Raw genomic sequence first — 23,629 nt, 5'->3', positions numbered from 1 at the left:
ATGAACTTTGTACCGAATACGGACAGCCAAAAGGATCGGCTCTTAGCCCGTATTGGGATTAAGTCGGTCGAGGAACTCTTTGAGGATATTCCTAAGGAAGTTCGCTTACAACGCCCTTTAGCTATTCGTGGGGGAATGTCAGAGCAGGATTTAGTCAAACACGTGAAAGGATTGGCTAATCGGAACACGACTGTGGAAGAGTTCAGTTCTTACTTGGGAGCTGGGGCTTACGAACACTACATCCCGAGTTTTGTTGACCAGTTATTATTGCGTTCTGAATTTTACACTGCCTATACCCCTTATCAGCCTGAGATTAGTCAAGGAACTCTTCAGGCAATTTATGAATATCAAACCTTAGTCTGTGAACTAACGGGGATGGATGTGGCTAACGCCTCCATGTATGATGGCGCTTCAGCTTTAGCGGAAGCCGCTATCATGTCTTGTGATGCGACACGAAGGAACAAGGTGCTTGTGCTTCAAACTGTACACCCTGAGTATAGAGGGGTACTGAAGACTTATCTTCTCTCACGTGGCGTGGAACTGCTAGAAATTCCTTTTAAGAATGGTGAGACTGATCGAGCAGCTCTGGTGGCTGCCCTTCAAGAGGATATAGCCGGTGTGCTGGTTCAAACTCCGAATTTCTTTGGCAGCATTGAAAAAGCGGAGGAGATCGTAGAGCTTGCCCATGCCAAAGGGGCTTTAGTGGCTATGTCAGTCAATCCAGTTTCCTTAGGTCTGCTCAAATCCCCGGGCGAATGTGGGGCGGATATTGTGGTTGGGGAAGGGCAGCCTTTTGGGAACCCTCTCAATTACGGAGGTCCATATCTAGGCTTTTTGGCCTGTCGGGATAAATTCGTACGGCGGATGCCAGGACGGATTGTTGGAATAACAACCGATAAAAACGGCAAAAGAGGATTTGTTCTGACTCTGCAGGCTCGCGAACAGCATATTCGTCGTGAAAAGGCGACTTCTAATATTTGCTCTAACGAGGCCCTTTGCGCCTTAGCGTTTACCATGCATTTAAGTGCGCTCGGTAAGACTGGACTCAAGGAATTGGCCAATTTGAATTTGCAGAATGCCCATTATGCAGCGCAGGAGATTGCCAAAATTCCAGGAATGAAGGTGGCTTTTCCAGGTCCGTTCTTCCATGAATTTGTGATTGAGACGACGATTGAACCAGCTAAAGTCAATACTATGCTTTTGAAAGATCGGATTATAGGCGGACTTGAGCTGGCTCGATTCTATCCGGAATTAGATCGTCACCTGCTATTCTGTGTAACAGAAACCAAGAGTAAAGCGGATATTGACCGGCTCGTGGCCAGATTGGGGGAAATCCAATGAAAGAGTTAGAACCATTAATTTTTAACCTCAGTGCTCATGGGCGAAATGCGGTCAGTTTACCTTCATGTGATGTACCTGAAGTTCCAGTGGAAACCCTGATACCTAACTCTTTATTACGGCAACAGCAGCCGGAACTCCCAGAACTCTCCGAAGTGGACGTGGTCCGTCACTTTACTCACCTTTCGACGTTCAATCATGGTGTGGACACTGGATTCTATCCTTTAGGATCTTGTACAATGAAATATAACCCGAAGGTCAATGAAATGTTGGCTCGTCTGCCCGGCTTTACAGCACTTCACCCTTATCAGCCTGAAAGCATGACACAAGGGGCCCTGCAGCTCATGGCGGAGCTTCAAGAAGACCTCGGTGAATTGACAGGAATGGATGAGTTTACACTCCAACCGGCTGCTGGTGCCCATGGGGAAATGACAGGGATATTAATCATTAAAGCTTACCATGACCAGCGTGGAGATCATAAACGTAAAAAAGTGATTGTCCCGGACTCTGCTCATGGAACGAACCCTGCTACAGCAGCCATGGCTGGATATGAGATTATTCAAATCCCTTCCAACGACCGTGGCGGAGTTGATCTGGAGGCTTTAAAGAAAGTCCTTAATGATGAAGTCGCTGGCCTTATGTTGACAAATCCAAATACATTGGGCCTCTTTGATGAAAATATTTTGCAAATCACGCAATTGGTTCATGACGCAGGCGGTTTATTATATTATGATGGAGCTAATACCAATGCGATTATGGGTATTACCCGCCCTGGAGATATGGGTTTTGATGTCATCCATCTCAATCTGCACAAAACGTTCTCTACCCCTCACGGTGGTGGAGGACCAGGATCTGGTCCAGTGGGGGTTAAGAAATTTTTGGCGCCGTTTCTGCCCAAGCCAGTGGTGGTTCGCAGAGAGGATGGAACATTTACCCTTGAGAGTAATAGGCCTCTTTCGATCGGACGGGTTCGCTCGTTTTACTCAAATTTCTCGATATTGGTTAGGGCTTATGCTTATATACGTAGCCTTGGTGGCAAAGGTTTGCATGCTGCCTCAGAAAACGCAGTTTTGAATGCCAACTATCTAATGAGCATTCTTAAAGAGCATTATTACCTGCCGTTTGATAGAGTTTGTCAACATGAATTTATTATTACTCCGAAAAATCTTAAAGCGACTGGAGTGCATACTTTAGATATTGCCAAGCGCTTATTGGATTATGGCTATCATCCTCCGACCATCTATTTCCCGATCATTGTTGAGGAGGCTATGATGATTGAGCCTACGGAGACAGAGAGCATTGAAACACTGGATGAATTTGCCAGCGTCCTTATCAAGATCGCGGAGGAAGCCTCTAGCACTCCAGATCTCGTTAAGAATGCTCCTTATACGACGTTAGTTACTCGGTTAGATGAAGTAGGTGCGGTGCGGAAGCCGAACTTGCGTTGGCAGAAAAAGTAAAACCTCATAACTAAAAGCCGCTCTAATTAGGGCGGCTTTTTCTAAAAGTAGTGATAAGGAGAAAGAGATGGAAACTAGAGAATTAGAGACTAAGGTATTGGTTCAACGCGCTTGGGAGGTGCGAAAGAAACATTTTGCCGATGAAATATGGTTTGACTTTCCTTCTCAGACAGAGAGCATCACACTTACCGGTCAGTCCTGTGCTTTGAATTGTGCACACTGTGGGGGGCACTACCTTAAAGGAATGCGTAATGTTGGAGATATACAGATCCAGGATGAATCGTACACTTCGAACTATCCTTTTCGAAGTGCGCTTGTTAGCGGAGGGTGTACTGACGAAGGGAAGGTACCCTTTGCTAAACATCTTGAGTTTCTTCATAACCTAAAACAAGACGTACGTTTGAATTTTCATGTTGGATTACTAGATAAGACGGAAATCGCTCTGCTAAAAGGGTTAGCCGACGTTGTATCGTTTGATTTTGTCGCAGACACCGAAACGATTCAGGAGGTATACGGGCTCAAACAAGGGCCGGAAGATTACAGTCGTGTTTATCTTGAACTTCGAGAAGTCGTCCGAGTAATTCCCCATCTAACTCTTGGTCTGAAAGGGGGAGTGTGGGGGGGAGAGGAAAGGGCTTTAGATACGCTCCAAGAACTAGGTCTCAGTGGACTAGTTTTTAATGTTTTTATTCCAACGCCGGGAACTCGCTATGCCTCACGTCAACCGCTGCCGATAGAGGAGGTTATTCGTTTCTTAGCCAAGGCAAGATTGCGTTTTCCAGACTTGCCCTTAGCCCTAGGTTGTATGCGTCCTAAAGGGGGATATCGCCAACTATTAGATGAAGCAGCAGTTTCTTTAGGCTTAAACCGACTAGTTATGCCGACACCGGCTGCACGTCGTATCGCCAATGAACTGGGGTTGCAAGTGATTCGTGGAGAGGAGTGTTGTGCACTATGACGATCCGTTGTTCCTTAGGTACGGCAAAAGTGTTAGGACTAAAAAAGCTTAAAGCAGATGCTTTACCCACAACCGCTTACCTAATGGTCGGTGAACGTTGTCGATTTGACTGCGCCTTTTGTGCTCAGGCTCGTAATAGTAGCTCACGTGCTGATCTCCTTTCAAGGGTCAGTTGGCCAAAATTTGCAGGGCAAGAGGTCGTCGAAGGGTTCGCCTTTTCCGACGCCCAAACGGTATTGCAAAGGGTTTGTTTTCAAGTGGTTCAAGACAAGGCCGCTTTGGAAGAAACTAAACAATGGGTGAAAATGGTAAGATCCAATTCTGATCTACCTATTTGTGTGTCAGCTGGACCACGTACCCTTGAAGAAGTGCAAGAACTATTGGACCTTGGGGTCGATCATGTTAGCATTGCCTTAGATGCAGCGACACCAGAAATATACGCCCAAACTAAAGACGGATCATGGGTTGAACGCTTTACGTTACTCAGCGAAGCAGCCGAAAAATTCCCTGGACATCTGGCGACACACTTGATTGTAGGTTTAGGAGAAAGTGAAGAAGAAATGGTTCGCTGTCTTCAAACCCTGTACGATCGAGGAATTACTGTTGCGCTCTTTGCTTTCACACCAGTCAAAGGGACACGACTGGAAGGGATTAAACCACCAGAAATGGTGCATTATCGTCGGATACAGGTTGCCCACGATCTAATTCGGCAGGGTTTGGCCCGGGCAGATCAATTCCATTTTGGGGAGGGTAGGTTCCTTGATTTTAACCTGAGTATTGATGAACTCCAAAAGACGAGAGGAGGAGAGCCCTTTCAAACCTCTGGATGCAAGGGTTGTAACCGTCCATACTATAACGAAAAGCCTGGAGAAGAACTTTATAATTATCCAAGGCCTTTGACCCCTGATGAAGTTGAAGCAGCGTGGGGACATGTTAGGATGAAAGTGGATCTAAATGAAGGGAAGAGAAAGGGGTAGGTTATGAGTACTTGGCGATATTTTCCGTATGCGGTGTACTCTGGTGCAGAGAATATGGCCATTGATGAGGCGCTTTTACTCTCCATGGCCCATACGCTAGATCCTCAACCTGTGCTGCGATTTTACGGGTGGAATCCAGCGACACTCTCCTTGGGATATGCCCAAAGTTACCATAAAGAGGTGGATGAAGAATCCTGCAGGGTTGAAGGAATCGATATTGTTCGTCGTCCAACAGGTGGAAGGGCAGTATTACACGACTATGAATTGACGTATAGCGTTATTGCTCCAGAGCATAACCCTAACGTTGCTGGGACCGTGATTCAATCCTACCTGAGAATAAGTCAGGCTCTCTTAAAAGGATTTCGAACCTTAGGGGTTGACGCAGAAATGGTTGCCAGTGAGGTAAAACAACAGGAACGTTCTGCTGTGTGTTTCGAGTCTCCCTCATGGTATGAATTAGTAGTCGATGGTCGCAAACTTGTAGGTAGTGCTCAGGTCCGAAAAGAAGGGGTACTCTTACAGCATGGGTCAATCCTACTTCATTTTGATGCGGAGCGACTCTTTCGGCTGCTCAGGTTTCCTAGTGAGGGGGTACGTCAGAGATTACTGACAGGGTTTAAAGCTAAAGCGTGTGCTTTGGATGAAGTATGGACTCAACCCATTGGGCGTGAAGAGTTAGAATGTGAGATTTGTTCCGGATTTCGCGATGTTATGGGGGTCGAACTTTTGAGGAGTCAATTAACAGATCAAGAAAAGATCTTAATGGAAGAAGTGCTCCCTAAATATAGTTCTGAGGCTTGGACAAAAAAGCGTTAAAAAGTAGTTCGTGATTTTTCGAACAACTTGCAGGATTTCCGACAAAAAAGTTGAATATAGAAAATTGGATGATAGTGACATTAGCACGTCCGGAATTGTGCTGTAATTCACATTTTTTTTGAATGGGGGTGATCGCATGCAGATTGAAGTCTTACCGAGTGCCGGTTCTCCACGGATACCCTATTTGGAGGACAAATTAGTAATCGTAATTGATGTTTTAAGGGCAACAAGCACTATAGTAACTGCTTTAGCTAATGGATGCCAAGCAATTGTACCCGTGCTGACTTCTGAAGAGGCTTTGGAAAAACGCTTAACACTCCCCGGATCATTATTGGGAGGGGAACGTGATTCGCTGATTATTGAAGGGTTTGATCTTGGTAATTCACCCTTTGACTATGTTCCAGAAAAGGTGGGGGGCAGAAGAGTCATAATGACAACCACGAACGGTACTCGTGCAATACGAGATTCAATCGCTGCGCCCATGATCTGGATGGCTTCTTTTGTAAATATGCAGAGTATAGTTTTGGCGATTTTACGGGAATTCGAAAGAAATAATAAACTTCAAGGGATTGTTGTAATTTGTGCAGGAACGGAAGAACGGTTTGATCTTCCGGACATACTTTGTGCGGGAATGTTCATTGATGCCATGGGATCAAATGTAATTCTCAATGATTTGGGTGAAGCGGCCCGTATGTTATATCAAAGTTCAGAGGATCATCTAACTGACAAAATCCGTAACTCGGTGCACGGAAAAAAGCTCATTTCCTTAGGTTTTGAACGAGATTTAGTTTATTGTTCTACTCCTAATATTTTGCCGATTGTGCCAGTGTTTCAAGATAGTGAAATTGTGTGGTTGACGTAGGGTGTTGTCAGTTCTTAATATCAAATCAAACAATACAGTGATAGGCTTGGCTTAAGCCAAGTTTTCTATATCCCGTAAGTAATTTGCGGGATTTTTATTTTCGTAAGTTTTCCGAACCACAGTCATATCAAAAGCGTATAATAAAATTCAGGATAAGGCGGTTAAGATTATAAATAGATATCGGAGTAAATTTGCATTGAATTTCCCGCAGAATATTCAAAATATTGGTCTATTCGACAAAATTATTGAAATCATTATGTCGTTTCTGTTTAAAATAGAGTATAATAGCAGAAATAGAATGGTTTGCACTTGAAACAAGTCACTTAGGCAGAGTTTGAAAGGGCATGCTATTGAACAGGGAGGTTGATAAACTCTATGGGAATTTTTAAAGCACCTGTAGGCATTTCTAATCGCCATATACATTTGTCAGAAGAACATATTGAAGCTCTTTTTGGAGCAGGGTATACTTTGACCAAAACAAAAGACCTAAGCCAACCTGGTCAGTTTGCCTGTGAAGAGACGATAACTCTGATCGGACCAAAAGGGTCGATCACCGGAGTCCGTGTTTTGGGACCTGCAAGGAAAGTATCTCAAGTAGAGCTTACTGAGACAGATAGGTTTAAAATAGGGGTTAAACCTCCAGTCCGGGATTCAGGAAAACTTGAAGGAACCCCAGGTATTGATGTCGAAGGCCCAAAGGGTCGTATTCACTTGGATCAAGGTGTGATTATTGCTGCTCGTCATATCCACATGACTCCTGAAGATGCCACAAAGTATTCATTAAAAGATGGGGACCATGTAAGTGTCGCCATTCCTGGTCCAAGAGGGGGAATTTTAGAACGGGTACTCGTTCGAGTTAGCCCTGACTACGCTTTGGATTTACATTTGGATACGGATGAAGGCAATGCCTTTGGATTGGCCAATGGCCAAGAACTGGAAATTTATTCGAAGTAGGGGTAGCATTTACTGGTTGAATAGATTAGAATTTAATGTAGGATCTTTTTTGAGAGTACCGAAAACCAGAACTAGTTTCTGGTTTTTTTGTTTAAGCTAATGGTTGAGTTCAGTAGTAATTTTGCTAGACGTGGGAAGACTAACTATATGCTTTAGTGAGGTGAGAGTGTGGGCGATTCGGACAATGAAACAAAATCAAGCGTGTTTCTCGCTGCTGAGAAAGAAGTAATCGATCCCGTTACCGAACAAGAGTTAGACGGGTTAAGAAAGCAAGTTATATTGTTGGCAGAGACTCTAGAAAAGATGAGATTGGCCGAATACATTGCTTATCTAAATCGTCCAGGCCGCCTGCTATGGTTTAATTTCTTAATCGGTCTTTTGCGTGGACTGGGTACAGCTTTGGGAGCGGGAGTCCTAGCCGGATTTGCTTATTTCTTGTTAAAACGCATCGTTGTCCTTAATTTGCCGGTCATTGGAGGGTTTATTGCAGAATTAAGTAAATATGTAAATCAGCCATAGAAACGATAGGGGGCTACAATTTGAAGGATAGAACGCATTATAGTAAATTGATTGAAATACTCCGCAAAGAGAAAAAGGAATCTATGGAGACCGCAGCAGAACTTTTCACCGTAGACATGAGAGAGTCTTTGGGGGAATTGTCTCTAATAGATAATCACCCTGCTGACGTTGGTACAGAAGTTTATGAACGATCTCGGGATGTCGCTCAACATGATCGACTTCTCCACAAAATTGAAGCGATTGACGCTGCTTTGGAGCGATTTGACAAAGGAGAGTACGGAAAGTGTGAACATTGCAGGCACGAAATTCCGTTTGAACGACTGGAGGCCCTACCTTATACGACCGTATGTGCAGAATGTAGTCGTGAGGAAGAGAAGGAAGAGCAACATTCCTTACATCGCGACCCTGTTGAGAACGAGATTTTGAATCGACCCTTTTCTAGAACCTTTAACGATGGCACAGATCGCGTAGAGTTTGATGGTGAGGACTCTTGGCAGGCTGTGGCTCGCTACGGTACTGCAGATTCCCTTCAAGATTTAGGTACAAATCGGGATATATCTGACCCTAATGACCTCTATGAAGATTCGGATGAAGTGATAGGGGCGGTCCAATCTATAGAAACAATCGAAACCCAGAGGGAACCGGACAATATGATTCACTATAGTAAGGAGCATGGTCGCACTTAGGAGGAAGTATCTTGGCTCGTTCGCACAACGTTCCATTGCTATTCGCTTGTCGCTCAGGCTAAACCGCAAAACTTCTGGGCTTTCTGCATGTGAACAGTTGCGGTTCTTCACGCCTGATCGACCACGCTCATTGACGCAATTCCACTAATCGTGCTCACTAAGCCAAGAAACTTCCTCTTAGCTTGGGTCGACGGTGGTTAGGAAAGGATGGGGTACCTATTCTGTTTGCGTCTAAGGACGCAAAAGCGAGCTTGAGAGGAAGGATGCATGAGGGCGGCGGTTTACCTGCTCTTCCATAGAGGGCAACAAGAACCGTCCTTCATGCCGCTTTATGATAGTTTGCCCCGATTCAAGCCCTGTGTTAAGATGAGGAAAAGAAGAGTGGGGGGTAGTCGGTTGTTGGTTTGGCTTGCAATGATCGGGGTATGGGGTATTGATCGTTTAGTTAAAGTCCTGGTTCAAACAAACTTTATTCCTGGCGAGACGCTGATAGTTATCCCGAAAATATTTCATTTGACATATGTCCTCAATCCAGGCGCGGCGTTTGGCCTGATGGCCGGCCAAACTTGGATTTTTGTTGTTACCGCGTTTTTAGTGGTGGGCGGAGTGATATATGGACAGTTTCGAATTTCTCGTGACGAAACGATCACACGCTTGGCTTTAGGAATGATCGGAGGCGGAGCACTGGGGAACCTATACGACAGACTTGTTATAGGACGTGTGGTGGATTATCTTGATTTTCAGATTTGGCCCTATGTCTTTAATTTTGCAGATAGCATGATTGTAGTAGGGGCGGGGTTACTGATGCTGGCTTTATATCAAGAAGAAAAATCCAAAGATCAATCTAAAGATGAGTCTAAAGGCGAATTCAAAGATCAACCTAATGGTGAGTCTATAACTGAGAAATAAGAATGAAGTATTGGCGGTTTTGAGAGTGGAAAAAGTTTCGAGTGAAGTCATGTTAGAGGATTTCGAATTAGACGATCAGGCATTAAACGAAGAAAATTTAGTGATTGATTCTAATCATTTTACTGAAATAGAAACCTATAGTCTTCCTGAAGGAATTCGCTTAGATGTCGGAATGACGGATGCTTTGGGTAAAAGCAGATCTTTCGTTCAAGGAATCATTGCTCAAGAATGCGTCAGAGTCAATGGCTTGCCCAAAAAAGCGAATTATAAGGTGCGTCTGGGGGATATGATTGAAGTAACTATCCCTACACTAAGGGCGTCTACAGCCGAACCGGAAAATATTCCGCTGGAGATTCTTTATGAGGATGAGGATATACTAGTCGTTAATAAGCCTCAAGGGATGGTGGTACATCCTGCTCCAGGGGTCTGGACAGGTACAATGGTGAATGCTTTGTTATATCACTGTCACAATCTTTCTGGAATTAATGGGGTATTAAGGCCAGGGATTGTTCATCGCATTGATAAAGATACCTCCGGAATTCTAGTGGTGGCTAAGAATGATATTGCTCATGTAGGGCTGGCCGCTCAACTTAAAGCGCACACGATGGAGAGAAAATATTTAGCCTTAGTTCATGGGGTGGTGTCAGAACCTTCTGGCACAGTCGATGCGCCAATTGGTCGTGACCCATCGAACCGCAAGCGAATGGCTGTAGTGATGCATCATTCGAAACCGGCAGTGACCCACTATACCGTATTAGATCGTTTTAGTGAAGTCTCATTCCTTGAAGTACGTTTAGAGACTGGTCGAACTCATCAAATTCGTGTTCATATGCTCTATGTTAAGCATCCGGTTCTTGGAGATCCTGTGTATGGACCAAAGCGAAATTCTTATGGCCTTCACGGACAAATGCTTCATGCTACGCATTTGGGATTTGAACATCCGCGTAGTGGGACGTGGATGAAGTTCGATGCTCCTTTACCTAAAGTGTTTGCAGCCCTTATTAAAAAATTAGGCACAAATTGAGGAGATAAAGCAGAGTACGAGGCATCACTCCCATTTGAGTGGGAGTCTCACGATTGAATGAAATTCACTAAGAGCCTTCTTCCTAAGGGTGACGAGGTGTAATTTCATTTCCATCGATTCAGCGATCATCACATTGACTTTTGGACGATCTTTTAGTACACTAAGTGACAAGTGATAAGGCCTTTAATGAAGTCCTGTGAGGCTTGGGAAGGCAGACGGAAGTGTCGGAGGACTGTCTGCTTTTCAGACAGTTTTTTTTATACTTATCAGAAAGTTTCTTTATACTAAATTTCCGAGCTAAGGATAAGCACTAGGGCGAAAGGAGTTAGTGAGCTGTGGAAGTAGGCACGATTAAAAGTAAAATCTTAGATGCTGATGGGATTCGTCGAGCGGTAACTCGCATCGCACACGAAATTGTCGAAAAAAATAAAGGAACTGAGAAACTGATCCTAGTAGGGATTCGTCGCCGAGGGGTGCCTTTAGCTGAACGGATTCAACAATACATTGAGGAGTTCGAGGGAGTAAAGGTTCCACTTGGAATTTTAGATATTACATTGTATAGAGATGACCTAAGCACCATAGATGTCCATCCAGTCGTTCATGAAACAGATGTCCCGGTGAGCATTGAAGGAAAAAGTGTTATTTTGATTGATGATGTGCTCTACACTGGTCGAACGGCCCGAGCCGCGTTAGATGCGACAATGGATTTGGGAAGGCCAGAACGAATCCAGCTGGCAGTACTGGTGGATCGTGGACATCGGGAGTTGCCTATTCGGGCAGATTATGTAGGCAAGAATTTACCCACCTCACGGCGCGAAATCGTAGCGGTACGTTTGCAGGAAGTGGATGGGGACGAAGACGTTCTTTTGTTGGAGCGAGATGATATATAAAAATTATTGAGACTTTACCCTTTAAATGTTGTCCAGAGAGATAACCAAGGGGCGAGTGGAATTAGGCTGTGCCTATTTTAATCCTCTCCCTTTGGGAAGAGGATTTTATTATTGTTCGGGGATAAAAAGACGGTTTTTGGCGGTTACTAGGACAAGTATCTTCAAAGAATACTACTAGTAACTACACTCTACTAAAATGGAGAACTTTAAGGAAAAAAGCAGATCTCGATTTTTGGAGTAATTCTAGATATTAGTAAGGAAAAGTCAGGAATGCAAGTCAAGTTTAAATCAAGAGTGCAAGGCAAGAACCATCCCCTTCTTGCATGCAAAAAAAATTTAGGAGGTTTCCAATGAAATGGCAGCGTAAAGATGTTCTCGCGATAGAGGATATGAGTGTTGAGGAAATTCGTCATATTTTGCATACTGCGAAAGTGATGAAAGAAATTTTAATGCGTCCGATCAAAAAGTTACCTACGTTGAAAGGTAAATCTGTGGTCAATCTTTTTTACGAGGCTAGTACACGTACACGAACCTCCTTCGAAATGGCAGGCAAGGTTTTGGGAGCCGATACCACAAGTATTGCAGTAGCCCAGAGCAGTGTGAGCAAAGGGGAAAGCTTGTTCGATACAGCTAAGACAATTCAAGCTATGCGAGCGGATCTGGTGATTATTCGTCACCCGAGTTCTGGTTCGGCAAATTTTTTGGCGGATATTCTTCAGGCTGGAGTTATTAATGCCGGAGATGGTCAGCATGAGCATCCAACTCAAGCTTTGCTAGATGTTTTCACAATGCAAGAGCGTTTAGGAGAATTAGAAGGCAAAAAAGTTGTCATCGTTGGGGATGTTTTGCATTCTAGGGTAGCGCGGAGTAATGCCTGGTGTCTTCAGAAAATGGGTGTCGATGTAACCTTTGTAGGTCCACCGACCTTGGTTCCCATTGAAATGGAAGGACTTGGAGGAGTTAAGCTTAGCCATGACCTAGATGGCTCTTTGCCGGGGGCGGATATTGTGATGGCACTTCGTCTCCAACTCGAACGCCAGAAAAGTGGACTCTTTCCAAGCTTACGTGAGTATAGTCATCTCTATGGTCTGACGGTAGATCGCCTGAAGAAAACAGGAAAGCAAAGTATTGTGCTACACCCTGGACCTATGAATCGGGGCGTGGAAATATCGGATGATGTGGCAGACGGTGTAGACGCTTTGATTGAGCGTCAAGTTACAAACGGGGTGGCCATTCGCATGGCTTTGATTTATTTACTGATAGGAGGTTCTAGCAATGTGGTGGCTTAAAAATATCCAGGTTATTGACCCAAGTCAAAAACTATCATCCCCTCAAGATGTTCTCGTTCAGGGTGGGCAAGTCTTAGCAATTTCCACCTCCATGACCGAGGAAGTGGTCTTAGCTAAAGCTCAAGGGGAACCTGTGGAGACTATTAATGGAACAGGAAAGTTTCTTTTCCCAGGGCTGATCGATGTTCATACGCACTTGCGTGAACCAGGGCAGGAAGATAAAGAGGATATTTTGAGCGGTTCACGGGCTGCAGTGCGGGGCGGGTTTACTGCAATTATGGCTATGGCTAATACTCTACCCGTGATTGATAATCGAGCCTTAGTAGAATTTGTACGCAGGCAGGGGGAACGTGCAGGCTATGCCCAGGTGTATCCGATTGGGACAGTGACGAAGGGTATGCAGGGGCTTGAACTGGTCGAAATGGCAGATATGAAAGAGGGCGGAGCTGCCGCTTTTTCCGATGATGGTAAAAATATTCAAAATGCAGAAATGATGCGGTTAGCGTTAGAATATGCCAAACTCACGGGTCTCCCCATTATTAGTCATTGTGAAGATCAAGAATTGGCTGGAGAGGGCTTAATGCGTCGGGGAGTCGCTTCGACGAGGATGGGATTAAGGGGGATTCCAGCCATTGCAGAAAGTGTGATTGTGGCAAGAGATCTGTTGTTAGCGGAGGAGACTGGGGGAAAACTTCATCTTGCTCATATTTCTACGACAGAGAGCGTGGAGCTGATTCGTCGGGCCAAAGCGAAGGGTGTGGATGTTACTGCAGAAGTGAATCCTCATCATTTGATCTTTTGTGATGAAGACATTACCATAACGGATACAGTACTTAAAGTAAATCCTCCGCTAGGCTCACCAGCGGACAGAGAGGCCCTAATCGAGGGACTTCGCGACGGAACCATAGATATGATGGCCACCGACCACGCTCCACACACTCAGGCGGAAAAAGCACGTCCCTTTGCAGAGGCTCCGTTTGGAATTGCCAGTCTGGAGACCGCGCTGAGTGCGGTTTGGCAACATTTAGTGCTGCCAGGACGGCTAAGTCTTGAGCGGGTGATCGAGGCTTGGAGCTACGCTCCGGCAAAGCGCTTTAACTTGCGTGGGGGATCGTTAATACCTGGGACCCCGGCGGATATGGTGCTCTTTGATCCAGACTTCGCGGAAATGATTGAGCCCGCTTCGCTGGTTTCCAAAGCAAGAAATACACCTTTCTTAGGAAAAACTCTCCAGGGTTTACCCGTGATGGTGTGGGTGGAAGGTCGGCTTGTACAGAGAAATAGAACGGTACTATGAATCGGGGAACTTAAAAACAGGTATAGAAACCAAAGAAAGAGCGGTAAGAGAGGAGTGTCTGAGATGGCTTATCTCGTTTTTCAGGATGGGACGACCTTTGAGGGGGAAGCGTTTGGGGCGTGGTTGAAGAGTTCCAACTCAGTGACAGAACAGGAAGTAGTTTTCAATACGTCAATGAGTGGCTATCAAGAAATGGTCACAGATTTGTCCTATGCGGGGCAGATCCTTGTCCTAACTCAACCGCAAATCGGAAATTATGGCTGGCACCATGAAGAAAATGAAGCGGATAAAACTCGTCTTCAGGGACTCATTTTACGAGAACTTTCCCAGGGAGAGGGAAGTTTACATGGCGAAGGGTCTCTGGAGGACTATTGTCTACAGCAAGGTGTTCAGGGCTTGAAAGGCGTGGATACACGGGCTTTGACAAGGTATCTGCGTCAATTTGGGACCTTACCCGGTATACTGGTTCTAACTAGGGAGGCGGGATTGGAGTTCTGGACGAATTATCAGGGTCAGGATGAGGCGGCGGGTAAACGTGAGCACTGGGTTTATCGGTCAACGGTTAAGGAGGCCTACGAAATTCCAGGATCAGGTCCATTACTCGCTGTGCTTGACTTCGGAGTTAAGCGAAATATTATCCGTCACCTTCAAAAGCGAGGGTTTAGAATCATGGTTTTTCCAGCCAGGTCTACCGCAGAAGAAATTCTCAGTCATCATCCTCGCGGATTGGTGTTGAGCAACGGTCCTGGAGATCCTGAAGAGTTGCCAGAAGAAGTTGCCACAGTGCGAAGATTATATGACAAGTTGCCAGTCTTGGGCATTTGCTTAGGGCATCAACTTTTGGCCTTGGCTGCGGGTGGGGAAACCTATAAACTCCCTTACGGGCATCGCGGGGGAAACCATCCCGTCATTGATACGCGTTCTGGAAAAGCGACTATGACCTCCCAAAACCATGGTTACGCTGTGCAGGAGGCGTCACTAGCAGGCTCCGGTTTCGAAGTGACGTTGCTGAATCTCAATGATGGGACCGTCGAAGGCATGGAACATCAGAGTTACCCTGTCCTGTCCGTACAATTTCATCCTGAAGGGGCTCCAGGACCGGAAGAGAACGCAGTAATCTTTGATCGGTTTAAGGAAATCGTCGAGAAAAGCTTAATCAGAAAGGGGAGGAATTAACAATGCCCAAAAAAGAGTGGAAAAGGGTTCTGGTGATTGGATCAGGCCCGATAGTTATTGGGCAGGCGGCAGAGTTTGACTATGCCGGTACGCAGGCTTGCCGGGCTTTGCGTGAGGAAGGCGTCGAAGTCATTCTCGTGAATTCCAACCCAGCAACGATTATGACGGATCGGGAAACAGCAGACCGTGTCTATATTGAACCATTAACGGTGGAATCTGTGGAACGGATTATTGAGCGGGAAAGACCGGATGGATTAATCCCTACTATGGGTGGGCAGACCGGCCTGAATTTAGCCTATCAACTTGCTAAACGAGGAGTTTTAGATCGCTGTGGGGTTGCTTTAATGGGAACCTCCCTGCTAAGCATTGATCAAGCGGAAGATCGGGAAAGCTTTCGAGCCTTGATGCAAGAACTTAGAGAACCTATACCAGAGAGTAAAATTGTGTCTCAAGTTTCAGAGGCACTCGCTTTTGCGACGGAGACAGGATATCCCTTGATTGTGCGTCCAGCCTTTACCTTGGGAGGTACTGGGGGCGGGATTGTCCAAAATACAGAAGAACTAAAACAGATTGCCGAAAGTGGTCTGCAAGCTAGTCTGATTGGGCAGATCCTAGTGGAACGAAGTGTCGCTGGCTGGAAGGAAGTTGAATTTGAAGTTCTCCGAGATGGAGCCGGAAACTGCATCACGATTTGCCATATGGAAAATATGGACCCTGTAGGAGTACATACTGGGGATAGTATTGTCGTCGCGCCCTGTCAAACCTTGACGGATCGGGAGGTTCAAATTCTCCGCAGTGCATCCCGACGGATCGTCAACGGTCTGAAAATTGAAGGGGGATGTAATGTCCAGTTTGCCCTGCACCCTTCTTGTATGGAGTACGTGGTTATCGAGGTTAATCCTCGTTTAAGTCGTTCTAGTGCCCTCGCTTCTAAGGCGACCGGATATCCGATAGCTAAGGTCGCGGCTAAAATAGCTTTAGGGTATACACTAACTGAACTAAAAAATGCGGTGACAGGGAAAACCTCGGCTTGCTTTGAGCCAGCCTTAGACTATGTTGTGGTTAAGATTCCACGCTGGCCCTTTGATAAATTCAGTGAAGCGGACCGACGCTTAGGTACTCAGATGAAGGCAACAGGAGAAGTGATGGGAATCGGTCGGAACTTAGAAACCGCCCTGCTCAAAGCAATCCGCTCTTTGGATATTAAAGTTTATGGGGTTCGGTTATTGGAACTTGAGGGGCTTGCTGACTCAGAACTTAAAACTCTTTGTCAACAACCGGATGATCGAATGTTGTTCGTTCTGGCAGAAGGACTGAGACGCGGTTGGACGGTGGATTGGCTGGCTGAGGAAACAGGCTGGAATCGCTATTTCTTACTGATAATTAAGCGTTTAGTGGATAACATACCTTTACTTGAAGAAGCACCGTGGGATAAAGACGCGCTGCTTAGTGCTAAACGGCTCGGGTTTGCAGATCAAGAAATTGCGACATTCTGGAAGGGTACGGAAGATGAGGTTCAGCAGTTTAGGCAAGAGCATCGTATTCGACCCGTTTTCAAGATGGTGGATACTTGTGCTGGAGAGTTTGAAGCCACGACCCCCTATTTCTATTCAAGTTATGATGTTGAAGATGAAGGGGAGGTTCACAAGCAGCCCAAAGTCGTTGTTTTAGGATCTGGCCCGATTCGAATCGGACAGGGGATTGAATTTGATTATTGCTCAGTGCACGCGGTTTTGGCACTCAGAAAAGCTGGGTATGAGAGTATTATTATTAATAACAATCCTGAGACTGTTTCGACGGACTTTGACACGGCTGATCGTCTTTACTTTGAGCCTTTAACCTTAGAGGATGTCTCAGCCATCCTAGATAAAGAACAACCCGATGGAGTGATTGTCCAGTTCGGAGGGCAGACGGCGATTGGTTTGGCCAGTGGGCTAGCGCGACGCGGCTATCCTATCATAGGAACGGCTGTAGAAGACATTGACCGGGCAGAAGAGCGGGGAACCTTTGACCGTGTTCTGCAGGAACTAGGGGCAAAACGACCACGCGGAGGCGGGGCCACGAACATGGAGCAAGTGCAGCGAGTGGCTCAGAAAATAGGATTTCCCTTGGTGGTCCGTCCTTCTTATGTCCTCGGAGGAAGAGCGATGGACATCGTTTATGAAGAGAAGGAATTGGAGGCCGTTGTCAGGCGTGCCTTATCTGCCTCAGCGGAGCAGGAGATCTGGATGGATCAATATCTGCTCGGCAAAGAGGTGGAAGTCGATGCAATCTCGGATGGAGAGAACGTCTTTATCCCGGGGATCATGGAACATTTAGAACGGGCAGGGGTTCATTCTGGAGATTCCATTGCGGTTTATCCGCCTCAAACCATCGATTTAAGTATGCAAGAGCGCATCGTTGCTTTAACTGAATCGCTGGCTCGATCGTTGAAGGTTAAAGGGTTACTTAACATCCAATATGTAATTTATAAGAAAGAACTCTTTGTACTCGAAGTCAACCCACGATCCAGCCGAACAGTTCCTTTTCTTAGCAAAATCACCGGGGTTCCGATCATTGATTGGGCGACTCAAGTGATTTTAGGAAGGAAATGGGACGAAATCGCGATCCCGCGCGGTCTCTGGCCAACGGGAGATCGGGTTGCTGTTAAGGCTCCTGTCTTCTCCTTCTCTAAACTGCAAAGGGTCGAACCGTCTTTAGGACCGGAGATGAAATCCACGGGTGAAGTAATGGGAATGGATAGGACTTACGAAAAGGCCCTCTATAAAGCGCTTTTGGGAGCCGGTTTATCCTTTACAACCTATGGTTCAGTGTTTATGACTCTAGCAGATCGCGATAAAGAGGAAGGTGTAGACCTTGCTCGCAGGTTTGCAGAACTTGGGTTTAGAATTATGGCTACCAAAGGGACCACACTCTATTTGCAGAGTAAGGGACTAAGGGTGGAACAGGTGGCGAAGCTGCATGACGGTTCGAACGAAATTATCGACGGAATTCGGAGACAAAAAATTCAATATGTCATTAATACTACGACCCATGGTCGGGTCCAAGAAAGTGATGGTTTTGCGATTCGAAGAGCAGCTGTGGAACATGGCATTCCCTGCTTTACGAGTTTAGACACTGCTGCCGCGTTACTCCAAGTGCTAGAAAGTATTTCACCGGGTCTCTTGCCGCTGTAAGCGAGGCGCGAAGTACGATGCTCGAGGCACGAACGGAAGTTACTAAAGTTTAATTTTGATGTATTCTGTGAGATATTCGATATTCAATCAAGATTGTGTTTATTAACTATTCGAGCCTCGAACTTCGAACATCGAGCCTCGAATTAAGGGAGGTTGCCATGCTTACGGAAGGACAAGTGGTTGTTCATGAACGCTTCGGAGACGAAGATCAAAAGCTTAGGAGACTGGTTCTGAAGGGGCCGATTGCCAAAAACGCGCAAGCGGGACAATTTGTAGCCATTAGAGTTCAGGATCCAGCACTTACATCATATGATCCTTTATTGCGGCGGCCCATTAGCTTGGCGGAAATTTCTCCTGAGCGCGATGAAATCACCTTACTCTATCGAGTTGTTGGTAGAGGAACTGAAATCTTAGCGCGTGCTGGATGTGGAGAGCGTCTCAGCATTATGGGTCCCTTAGGGAAGGGCTTTTCCTTACCGGATGAAGGGGAATTGTGGTTGATTGCGGGAGGGATTGGGATATTCCCGCTTTATCCTTTAGCTCAAAGCGCGCTTGCCCAAGGGTTATCCGTGCGTTTGTTTTGGGGGGGAGACAATCAATCCTTCCTTGAAAGTGCAGGACTATCCTCATGGCAAGCGCTGGGGCTTCCGATACATCTCAGTACAATGGATGGAAGTCTAGGTCAAAAAGGGCTCGTGACGGTTCAAGTACAGGAACAATTATCGAAGTTAACTGGGCAGGGGCAGATGCAACATAAGCTACATACGAGTATGAGTGGCAAGATAAATGTCGCCACTTGCGGTCCTCACAGGATGATGCAGGCAGTGACGGAACTAGGTATGAACTTTGGGGTTCCCGTGGAAGTTTCGCTGGAAGAACGTATGGGATGTGCTGTAGGAGCCTGTTTAGGATGTGTATGTACTCTGAAGGACGAAGCGGGCACTTTGATGCATAGGAAAGTTTGTCTGGATGGACCGGTTTTTCGGGGCAAGGAGGTGGTCTGGGATGTGTCCTGTTGATTTAAGGACTGAGCTGGCGGGTATCCTATTAAGAAATCCGATCCTTACCTGTTCAGGGACTTATGGTTTTGGAGAGGAGTACGCTGCGTATTGTCCAGTCGAAGCTTTGGGTGGAATAACCTTGAAAGGGATTACTCCTTTGCCACGACTGGGAAATCCCGTTCCTCGGTTAGCGGAAACTCCGGCAGGGTTATTGAATGCAGTCGGTCTTGAAAATCCTGGACTTGAGGAATTTCTTAAGTCCTATCTTCCCAAGGTGCGCAAATTGCCGACGGCGATCATTGCCAACATCTCTGGTTTTTCGATAGAAGATTACACTCAGATGGCGCGGGCCTTGCAGAGGGATTCAGGGTTAGCTGCCCTCGAAGTCAATATTTCCTGTCCCAATGTCAAACATGGCGGAATGCATTTTGGCACGGACCCTCAGAGCGCTGAAGAGGTGATCGCAGCAGTGAAGGCAGAGACCGATCTCCCAATTATCGCCAAGCTTTCACCTAATGTCACTGATATTGTGGGAATGGCCCGTGCAGTGCAACGTGGGGGAGCGGATGCCGTCTCACTGATTAACACCCTATTAGGAATGTGTATTGACCTTGAACGACAGCGTCCCATTCTAGCCAATACCTTTGGCGGGCTTTCTGGGCCTGCAATTCGACCAGTTGCTGTCCGTATGGTTTGGCAAGTTTCTCAAGCGATCGATTTGCCGATCATCGGTATGGGGGGGATCACTTCCTGGCAGGATGCTGTGGAATTCCTTTTGGCTGGAGCGACTGCTATAAGCATCGGTACGGGCAATTTTGTTAATCCCCAGGCTCCCCTGGAGGTCCTCCAGGGAATCCAAGACTACTGCGAAAAACACGGAATTGCTTCCGTGGGTGAATTAACAGGATTGGCGCATAAGTCTTAGTGAGTTAGCTTCTACATAGGAACACTTCATGGCAAAGAGGATAATACTCCACCTGAAGTTTACGAAGAATTTACCTTCACTTACTTAAAAATCGGGGTCCGGGAAATTAGATAAATTCTAGCTAGTTGAAACGGAGGTAATCGTTTTTGGATGTCACAAAAAATAATCGGGTCATGGTAGCTCTTGATGTTCCAGGGCGTGAGGAAGCCTTAGCCTTAGCTAGGGTACTCCAAGGCAGTGGCTGTTGGCTCAAAGTGGGGTTAGAACTGTATTCCTATACCGGTCCAGCGATGATTCAAGAGCTAAAAACTATGGGATTTCCTATCTTTTTAGACCTCAAACTCCATGACATTCCTAACACAGTGGAACGGGCAATTCGCGGATTTGTTCAGTGCGGTGTGGACATGATCAATGTCCATTGTAGCGGCGGGTATGATATGATGGCTAGGGCTGCTTACGCAGTACGGGAAGAAGGAAGTAAGCTGGAGCGTGTTCCTAAAGTGATTGGGGTTACAGTCCTGACGAGTATCTCAGAAAGTCAATTCAGTGAAGAGATGGGGATACAACGAAATCTTAGAGATCATGTCGTCTCCCTCGCAAAATTAGCAACCAAGGCAGGACTCGATGGAGTTGTCGCTTCTGCTATGGAGGCGAGAGAGATAAGGCAGATTACCAACCCCGAGTTTCTGATTGTAACACCAGGAATACGTCCGGCCTGGAGTGAAGCGCATGACCAAATGAGGGTTTTGACCCCGGTTGAAGCCTTGGCAGCGGGAAGTTCGTATCTCGTGGTCGGGAGGCCAATTACCCGAGCTGAGGATCCTCGTCAGGCCTTAGAACGACTTTGGGTACAGTAGGAAAAGGAGAGAAATACTAAGCATGAATAACGAATCAAATACAGAATTTAAGCTAGGTAAGGCACCCTTAAGTGCTGATCAATACCTTGACATATTTAGAAAAAGCTCAGCCTTATTAGAAGGACATTTTCTCTTAACTTCAGGAAAGCACAGTGCCCAGTACATGCAGTGTGCTCAAGTTCTTCAATACCCGGATCGGGCAGCTATTTTAGCTGAGGGCTTAGCTTCAGCATTTCGTGACCTGGAGATTCAAACCGTGATTGGACCCGCCACAGGTGGGATTTTAGTGTCTCATGAAGTTGCTAAAGCTTTAGGAGTTCGGTCTTTGTTTACAGAACGAGAAAATGGGATTATGCGTTTGCGGAGAGGGTTTACGCTTTCCCTAGGGGAACGTGTCTTAGTAGTTGAAGATGTGATCACAACGGGTGGATCTGTCCGTGAGGTGCTCTCGGTTGTCCGAGAATTTGAGGCTATCCCTGTCGGGGTTGGTGTGCTAGTGGATCGAACTGGAGGAACGGTAGATTTCGGCCTGCCACAGAGTTCGATTATTCAATTAGAAATCCAAGCCTATGAAGCTCAGCAATGCCCGCTTTGCGCTCAAGGGATTCCTGCGATCAAACCGGGAAGTAGAAAGCTTTAGGTAGTTGTTAAATTCTATTGAAGAGGTTAAAGGTTCACTTAAAAGAGGGTTGTAACAAACTGAAAAAATCATTTGTTACAACCCTTAACCCTTTAAGAACAACCTGAATTAACCGAAATTCGTAGGAATTTAAGAAGTGGTTATTACTTGGTGGATGTCTTTTTCGGGGATATTATACGATTCTATAAAAACTGAAGTTATTTCCAGAGTAAGAGGTATATATTGGATTAAAGCGAATAATGAAGGGATAGAAAAAGGTCCACTATGATCAATATTTATAAGTTCAATGTACTTCATGGCAATCAGACAAACAATGGGCGATATGATGAAGATAGTTTGATATAATGAAGTGATTTAGTTTTCAGAGAGGGGGTTGATCGTGAAGAAGGTAATCCTATTTGTCATTGACTCCCTTCATCCTGTGGTCTTGGCCAGGATCCTTTCGGAAGGAAATGCCCCTGCTTTGAGCTTTCTTGCAAAACACGGAACTTACTTTGATCAAGTTATCTCCGCTTTTCCTACCATGACCCCTGTCGCCACAAGTTCCATGATCACGGGCACTTGGCCTGATCAACATGGAGTTCCTGGTTTTATCTGGTACAACGAGGAGATACGGAAGATTGTAGATTATGGAGCGACTTGGCAAAGCGTTTTAAAAATTGGTCCGCAGCAAGTACTTCGCAACCTGTTAATTAGGCTTAATGAGGAGCACCTTAATTCAAAAACGCCGACTTTGTATGAAGAACTGGAAGCAGGCGGATATAGTTCTGGTAACATTAACTTTTTCATGCATCGGGCTACACACCGTTACAAAGCAAAAATCCCCTTTTTGCTTTCTTTGGCGACGGGTTTTCGTTTAAAACAAGAACAAGTTTCAGGACCAGCACACTTGACCCTTGGTCAACTCATCCATCCGCCTTTCTACGGATGGCCTGTGAGTTATCCGATAGGGCCTTTTCATCGTTTCGGAGTCAATGATGTTTTTTCTGGGATGATAACTGCTCAGCTGGTCCGCGAAAAGAAGCAGCCAGATTTCACAGTGGTTTATTTCCCGGATAATGATAAATATTCACACCAATACGGTCCTTTGCGCTCAGGGCCTTCAATCGAGCGTGCAGACCAACAAATCGCTCTGGTCCTTGATGAGTTTAGTTCGTGGGAAAAAGCCTTAGAGGAAAATGTCATTATCGTTACTGGAGACCATGCTCAGTCGACGGTTGGGTTAGGTAAAGAATATCTGATCGACTTAGATTATGCGTTAAAGTCGTTTCAGCGCTTAAAGGCTACAGAAGAAGCAAGTGGAGATGACAATAGCAAAGAGATTGCCATTTGTCCGAACGAACGTATGGCTTTTATTTACCTGCTCCAGCGTAAAAACGAGATTTTACCAGAAGTGGTGGGCATTCTAGCGAAAGATCCGCGCAATGCCCAAATCGCATGGAAAGTGTCTGAAAATAGATATTGTGTTCTTCAAGGCGGAACGGAAAAACAACTTTACTTTTCGCGCATAGGCCCTTATCAAGACGTTTACGGTCAATTATGGTCTTTTGAAGGGGATCTGTCTGTGGTCGATGCCCAAGAAGCAGACCAAAAACTCATCGAATTTGGCAAGTACCCGGATGCATTTAATCGTTTGAGATCAGCCCTTGAAGCGCGGAGCGGAAGTCGTGTTGTTGTTTCGGCGGCATCGGGATATGAATATTTTGCTGTCGGTGCACCCATTCATCCGGGCGGAGGGAGCCACGGCTCCCTTGAACAAGAGGATTCGACAGTGCCGATGATTATTTCTGGAATGCCGGTCAGTTTGAAGCACCCACGGATTGTTGATTTATATTCAGTGATTCTCGAGCACTTTGGATTAGGTCGATAAGTGTA

At 45.8% G+C, this 23,629-nt stretch carries 21 protein-coding genes; all 21 read left to right on the top strand.

Going from position 1 to position 23,629, the window contains the following annotated elements:
* The 21 genes from gcvPA to ACYQ3Q_RS05760 all read left to right on the top strand — a co-directional run bounded on the left by gcvPA (position 1) and on the right by ACYQ3Q_RS05760 (position 23,624).
* Positions 1 to 1,341 carry an aminomethyl-transferring glycine dehydrogenase subunit GcvPA gene (gcvPA, locus tag ACYQ3Q_RS05860; protein WP_459927684.1) on the top strand — a complete coding sequence of 447 codons (1,341 nt, stop codon included), beginning with the start codon at positions 1 to 3 and terminating at the stop codon, positions 1,339 to 1,341.
* A complete protein-coding gene (gcvPB, locus tag ACYQ3Q_RS05855; protein WP_459927683.1) occupies positions 1,338 to 2,798 on the top strand; it encodes an aminomethyl-transferring glycine dehydrogenase subunit GcvPB in 1,461 nt (486 codons plus the stop codon). Before gcvPA ends, gcvPB begins: the two co-directional genes overlap by 4 nt.
* 67 nt (positions 2,799 to 2,865) lie before the next feature.
* Positions 2,866 to 3,756: a LipS1 family lipoyl synthase gene (gene lipS1, locus ACYQ3Q_RS05850; protein WP_459927682.1), complete on the top strand. Its 891-nt coding sequence runs from the start codon at positions 2,866 to 2,868 to the stop codon at positions 3,754 to 3,756.
* On the top strand, positions 3,753 to 4,733 hold the full coding sequence (gene lipS2, locus ACYQ3Q_RS05845) for a LipS2 family lipoyl synthase (protein ID WP_459927681.1): 981 nt from the start codon (positions 3,753 to 3,755) through the stop codon (positions 4,731 to 4,733). Before lipS1 ends, lipS2 begins: the two co-directional genes overlap by 4 nt.
* Positions 4,734 to 4,736: 3 nt before the next feature.
* On the top strand, positions 4,737 to 5,549 hold the full coding sequence (locus ACYQ3Q_RS05840; RefSeq protein ID WP_459927680.1) for a lipoate--protein ligase family protein: 813 nt from the start codon (positions 4,737 to 4,739) through the stop codon (positions 5,547 to 5,549).
* Between the two features lie 136 nt (positions 5,550 to 5,685).
* Positions 5,686 to 6,411, top strand: coding sequence for a 2-phosphosulfolactate phosphatase (locus ACYQ3Q_RS05835; protein ID WP_459927679.1), 726 nt, complete (start codon positions 5,686 to 5,688; stop codon positions 6,409 to 6,411).
* A gap of 375 nt (positions 6,412 to 6,786) precedes the next feature.
* Positions 6,787 to 7,365, top strand: a complete 579-nt coding sequence (gene pduL / locus ACYQ3Q_RS05830; protein WP_459927678.1) for a phosphate propanoyltransferase — start codon at positions 6,787 to 6,789, stop codon at positions 7,363 to 7,365.
* 228 nt (positions 7,366 to 7,593) lie between these two features.
* Positions 7,594 to 7,884 carry a DUF5665 domain-containing protein gene (locus tag ACYQ3Q_RS05825; protein ID WP_459927950.1) on the top strand — a complete coding sequence of 97 codons (291 nt, stop codon included), beginning with the start codon at positions 7,594 to 7,596 and terminating at the stop codon, positions 7,882 to 7,884.
* Between the two features lie 20 nt (positions 7,885 to 7,904).
* Positions 7,905 to 8,570, top strand: a complete 666-nt coding sequence (locus ACYQ3Q_RS05820; RefSeq protein ID WP_459927677.1) for a TraR/DksA C4-type zinc finger protein — start codon at positions 7,905 to 7,907, stop codon at positions 8,568 to 8,570.
* Between the two features lie 396 nt (positions 8,571 to 8,966).
* Positions 8,967 to 9,479 carry a signal peptidase II gene (gene lspA, locus ACYQ3Q_RS05815; protein WP_459927676.1) on the top strand — a complete coding sequence of 171 codons (513 nt, stop codon included), beginning with the start codon at positions 8,967 to 8,969 and terminating at the stop codon, positions 9,477 to 9,479.
* A 19-nt stretch (positions 9,480 to 9,498) separates the two neighbouring features.
* On the top strand, positions 9,499 to 10,503 hold the full coding sequence (locus ACYQ3Q_RS05810) for an RluA family pseudouridine synthase (protein WP_459927949.1): 1,005 nt from the start codon (positions 9,499 to 9,501) through the stop codon (positions 10,501 to 10,503).
* Between the two features lie 335 nt (positions 10,504 to 10,838).
* Entirely contained in the window at positions 10,839 to 11,393 is a 555-nt protein-coding gene (gene pyrR, locus ACYQ3Q_RS05805) for a bifunctional pyr operon transcriptional regulator/uracil phosphoribosyltransferase PyrR (RefSeq protein ID WP_291299801.1), read from the top strand.
* A 350-nt stretch (positions 11,394 to 11,743) separates the two neighbouring features.
* Positions 11,744 to 12,682, top strand: a complete 939-nt coding sequence (locus ACYQ3Q_RS05800) for an aspartate carbamoyltransferase catalytic subunit (protein WP_459927675.1) — start codon at positions 11,744 to 11,746, stop codon at positions 12,680 to 12,682.
* On the top strand, positions 12,669 to 13,979 hold the full coding sequence (locus tag ACYQ3Q_RS05795; RefSeq protein ID WP_459927674.1) for a dihydroorotase: 1,311 nt from the start codon (positions 12,669 to 12,671) through the stop codon (positions 13,977 to 13,979). Before ACYQ3Q_RS05800 ends, ACYQ3Q_RS05795 begins: the two co-directional genes overlap by 14 nt.
* A gap of 63 nt (positions 13,980 to 14,042) precedes the next feature.
* The gene (gene carA, locus ACYQ3Q_RS05790; protein WP_459927673.1) at positions 14,043 to 15,155 is read left to right on the top strand and encodes a glutamine-hydrolyzing carbamoyl-phosphate synthase small subunit; all 1,113 of its coding nucleotides are present in this window, start codon (positions 14,043 to 14,045) and stop codon (positions 15,153 to 15,155) included.
* A gap of 2 nt (positions 15,156 to 15,157) precedes the next feature.
* Positions 15,158 to 18,331, top strand: a complete 3,174-nt coding sequence (carB, locus tag ACYQ3Q_RS05785) for a carbamoyl-phosphate synthase large subunit (RefSeq protein ID WP_459927672.1) — start codon at positions 15,158 to 15,160, stop codon at positions 18,329 to 18,331.
* Positions 18,332 to 18,489: 158 nt separating this feature from the next.
* Complete coding sequence (locus tag ACYQ3Q_RS05780; RefSeq protein ID WP_459927671.1) at positions 18,490 to 19,350, top strand: dihydroorotate dehydrogenase electron transfer subunit; 861 nt, start codon at positions 18,490 to 18,492, stop codon at positions 19,348 to 19,350.
* Complete coding sequence (locus ACYQ3Q_RS05775) at positions 19,337 to 20,257, top strand: dihydroorotate dehydrogenase (protein ID WP_459927670.1); 921 nt, start codon at positions 19,337 to 19,339, stop codon at positions 20,255 to 20,257. The genes ACYQ3Q_RS05780 and ACYQ3Q_RS05775 overlap by 14 nt, the downstream gene beginning before the upstream one ends.
* 146 nt (positions 20,258 to 20,403) lie before the next feature.
* A complete protein-coding gene (gene pyrF, locus ACYQ3Q_RS05770) occupies positions 20,404 to 21,114 on the top strand; it encodes an orotidine-5'-phosphate decarboxylase (RefSeq protein WP_459927669.1) in 711 nt (236 codons plus the stop codon).
* Between the two features lie 22 nt (positions 21,115 to 21,136).
* Complete coding sequence (gene pyrE / locus ACYQ3Q_RS05765) at positions 21,137 to 21,754, top strand: orotate phosphoribosyltransferase (protein ID WP_459927668.1); 618 nt, start codon at positions 21,137 to 21,139, stop codon at positions 21,752 to 21,754.
* 379 nt (positions 21,755 to 22,133) lie between these two features.
* Positions 22,134 to 23,624 carry an alkaline phosphatase family protein gene (locus ACYQ3Q_RS05760; RefSeq protein ID WP_459927667.1) on the top strand — a complete coding sequence of 497 codons (1,491 nt, stop codon included), beginning with the start codon at positions 22,134 to 22,136 and terminating at the stop codon, positions 23,622 to 23,624.
* Positions 23,625 to 23,629 lie beyond the last annotated feature (5 nt).

This window comes from Desulfosporosinus burensis (assembly GCF_054657535.1).
Note: the sequence above shows the minus strand (reverse complement) of the source record. Positions and strands in the feature narration are given on the sequence as shown.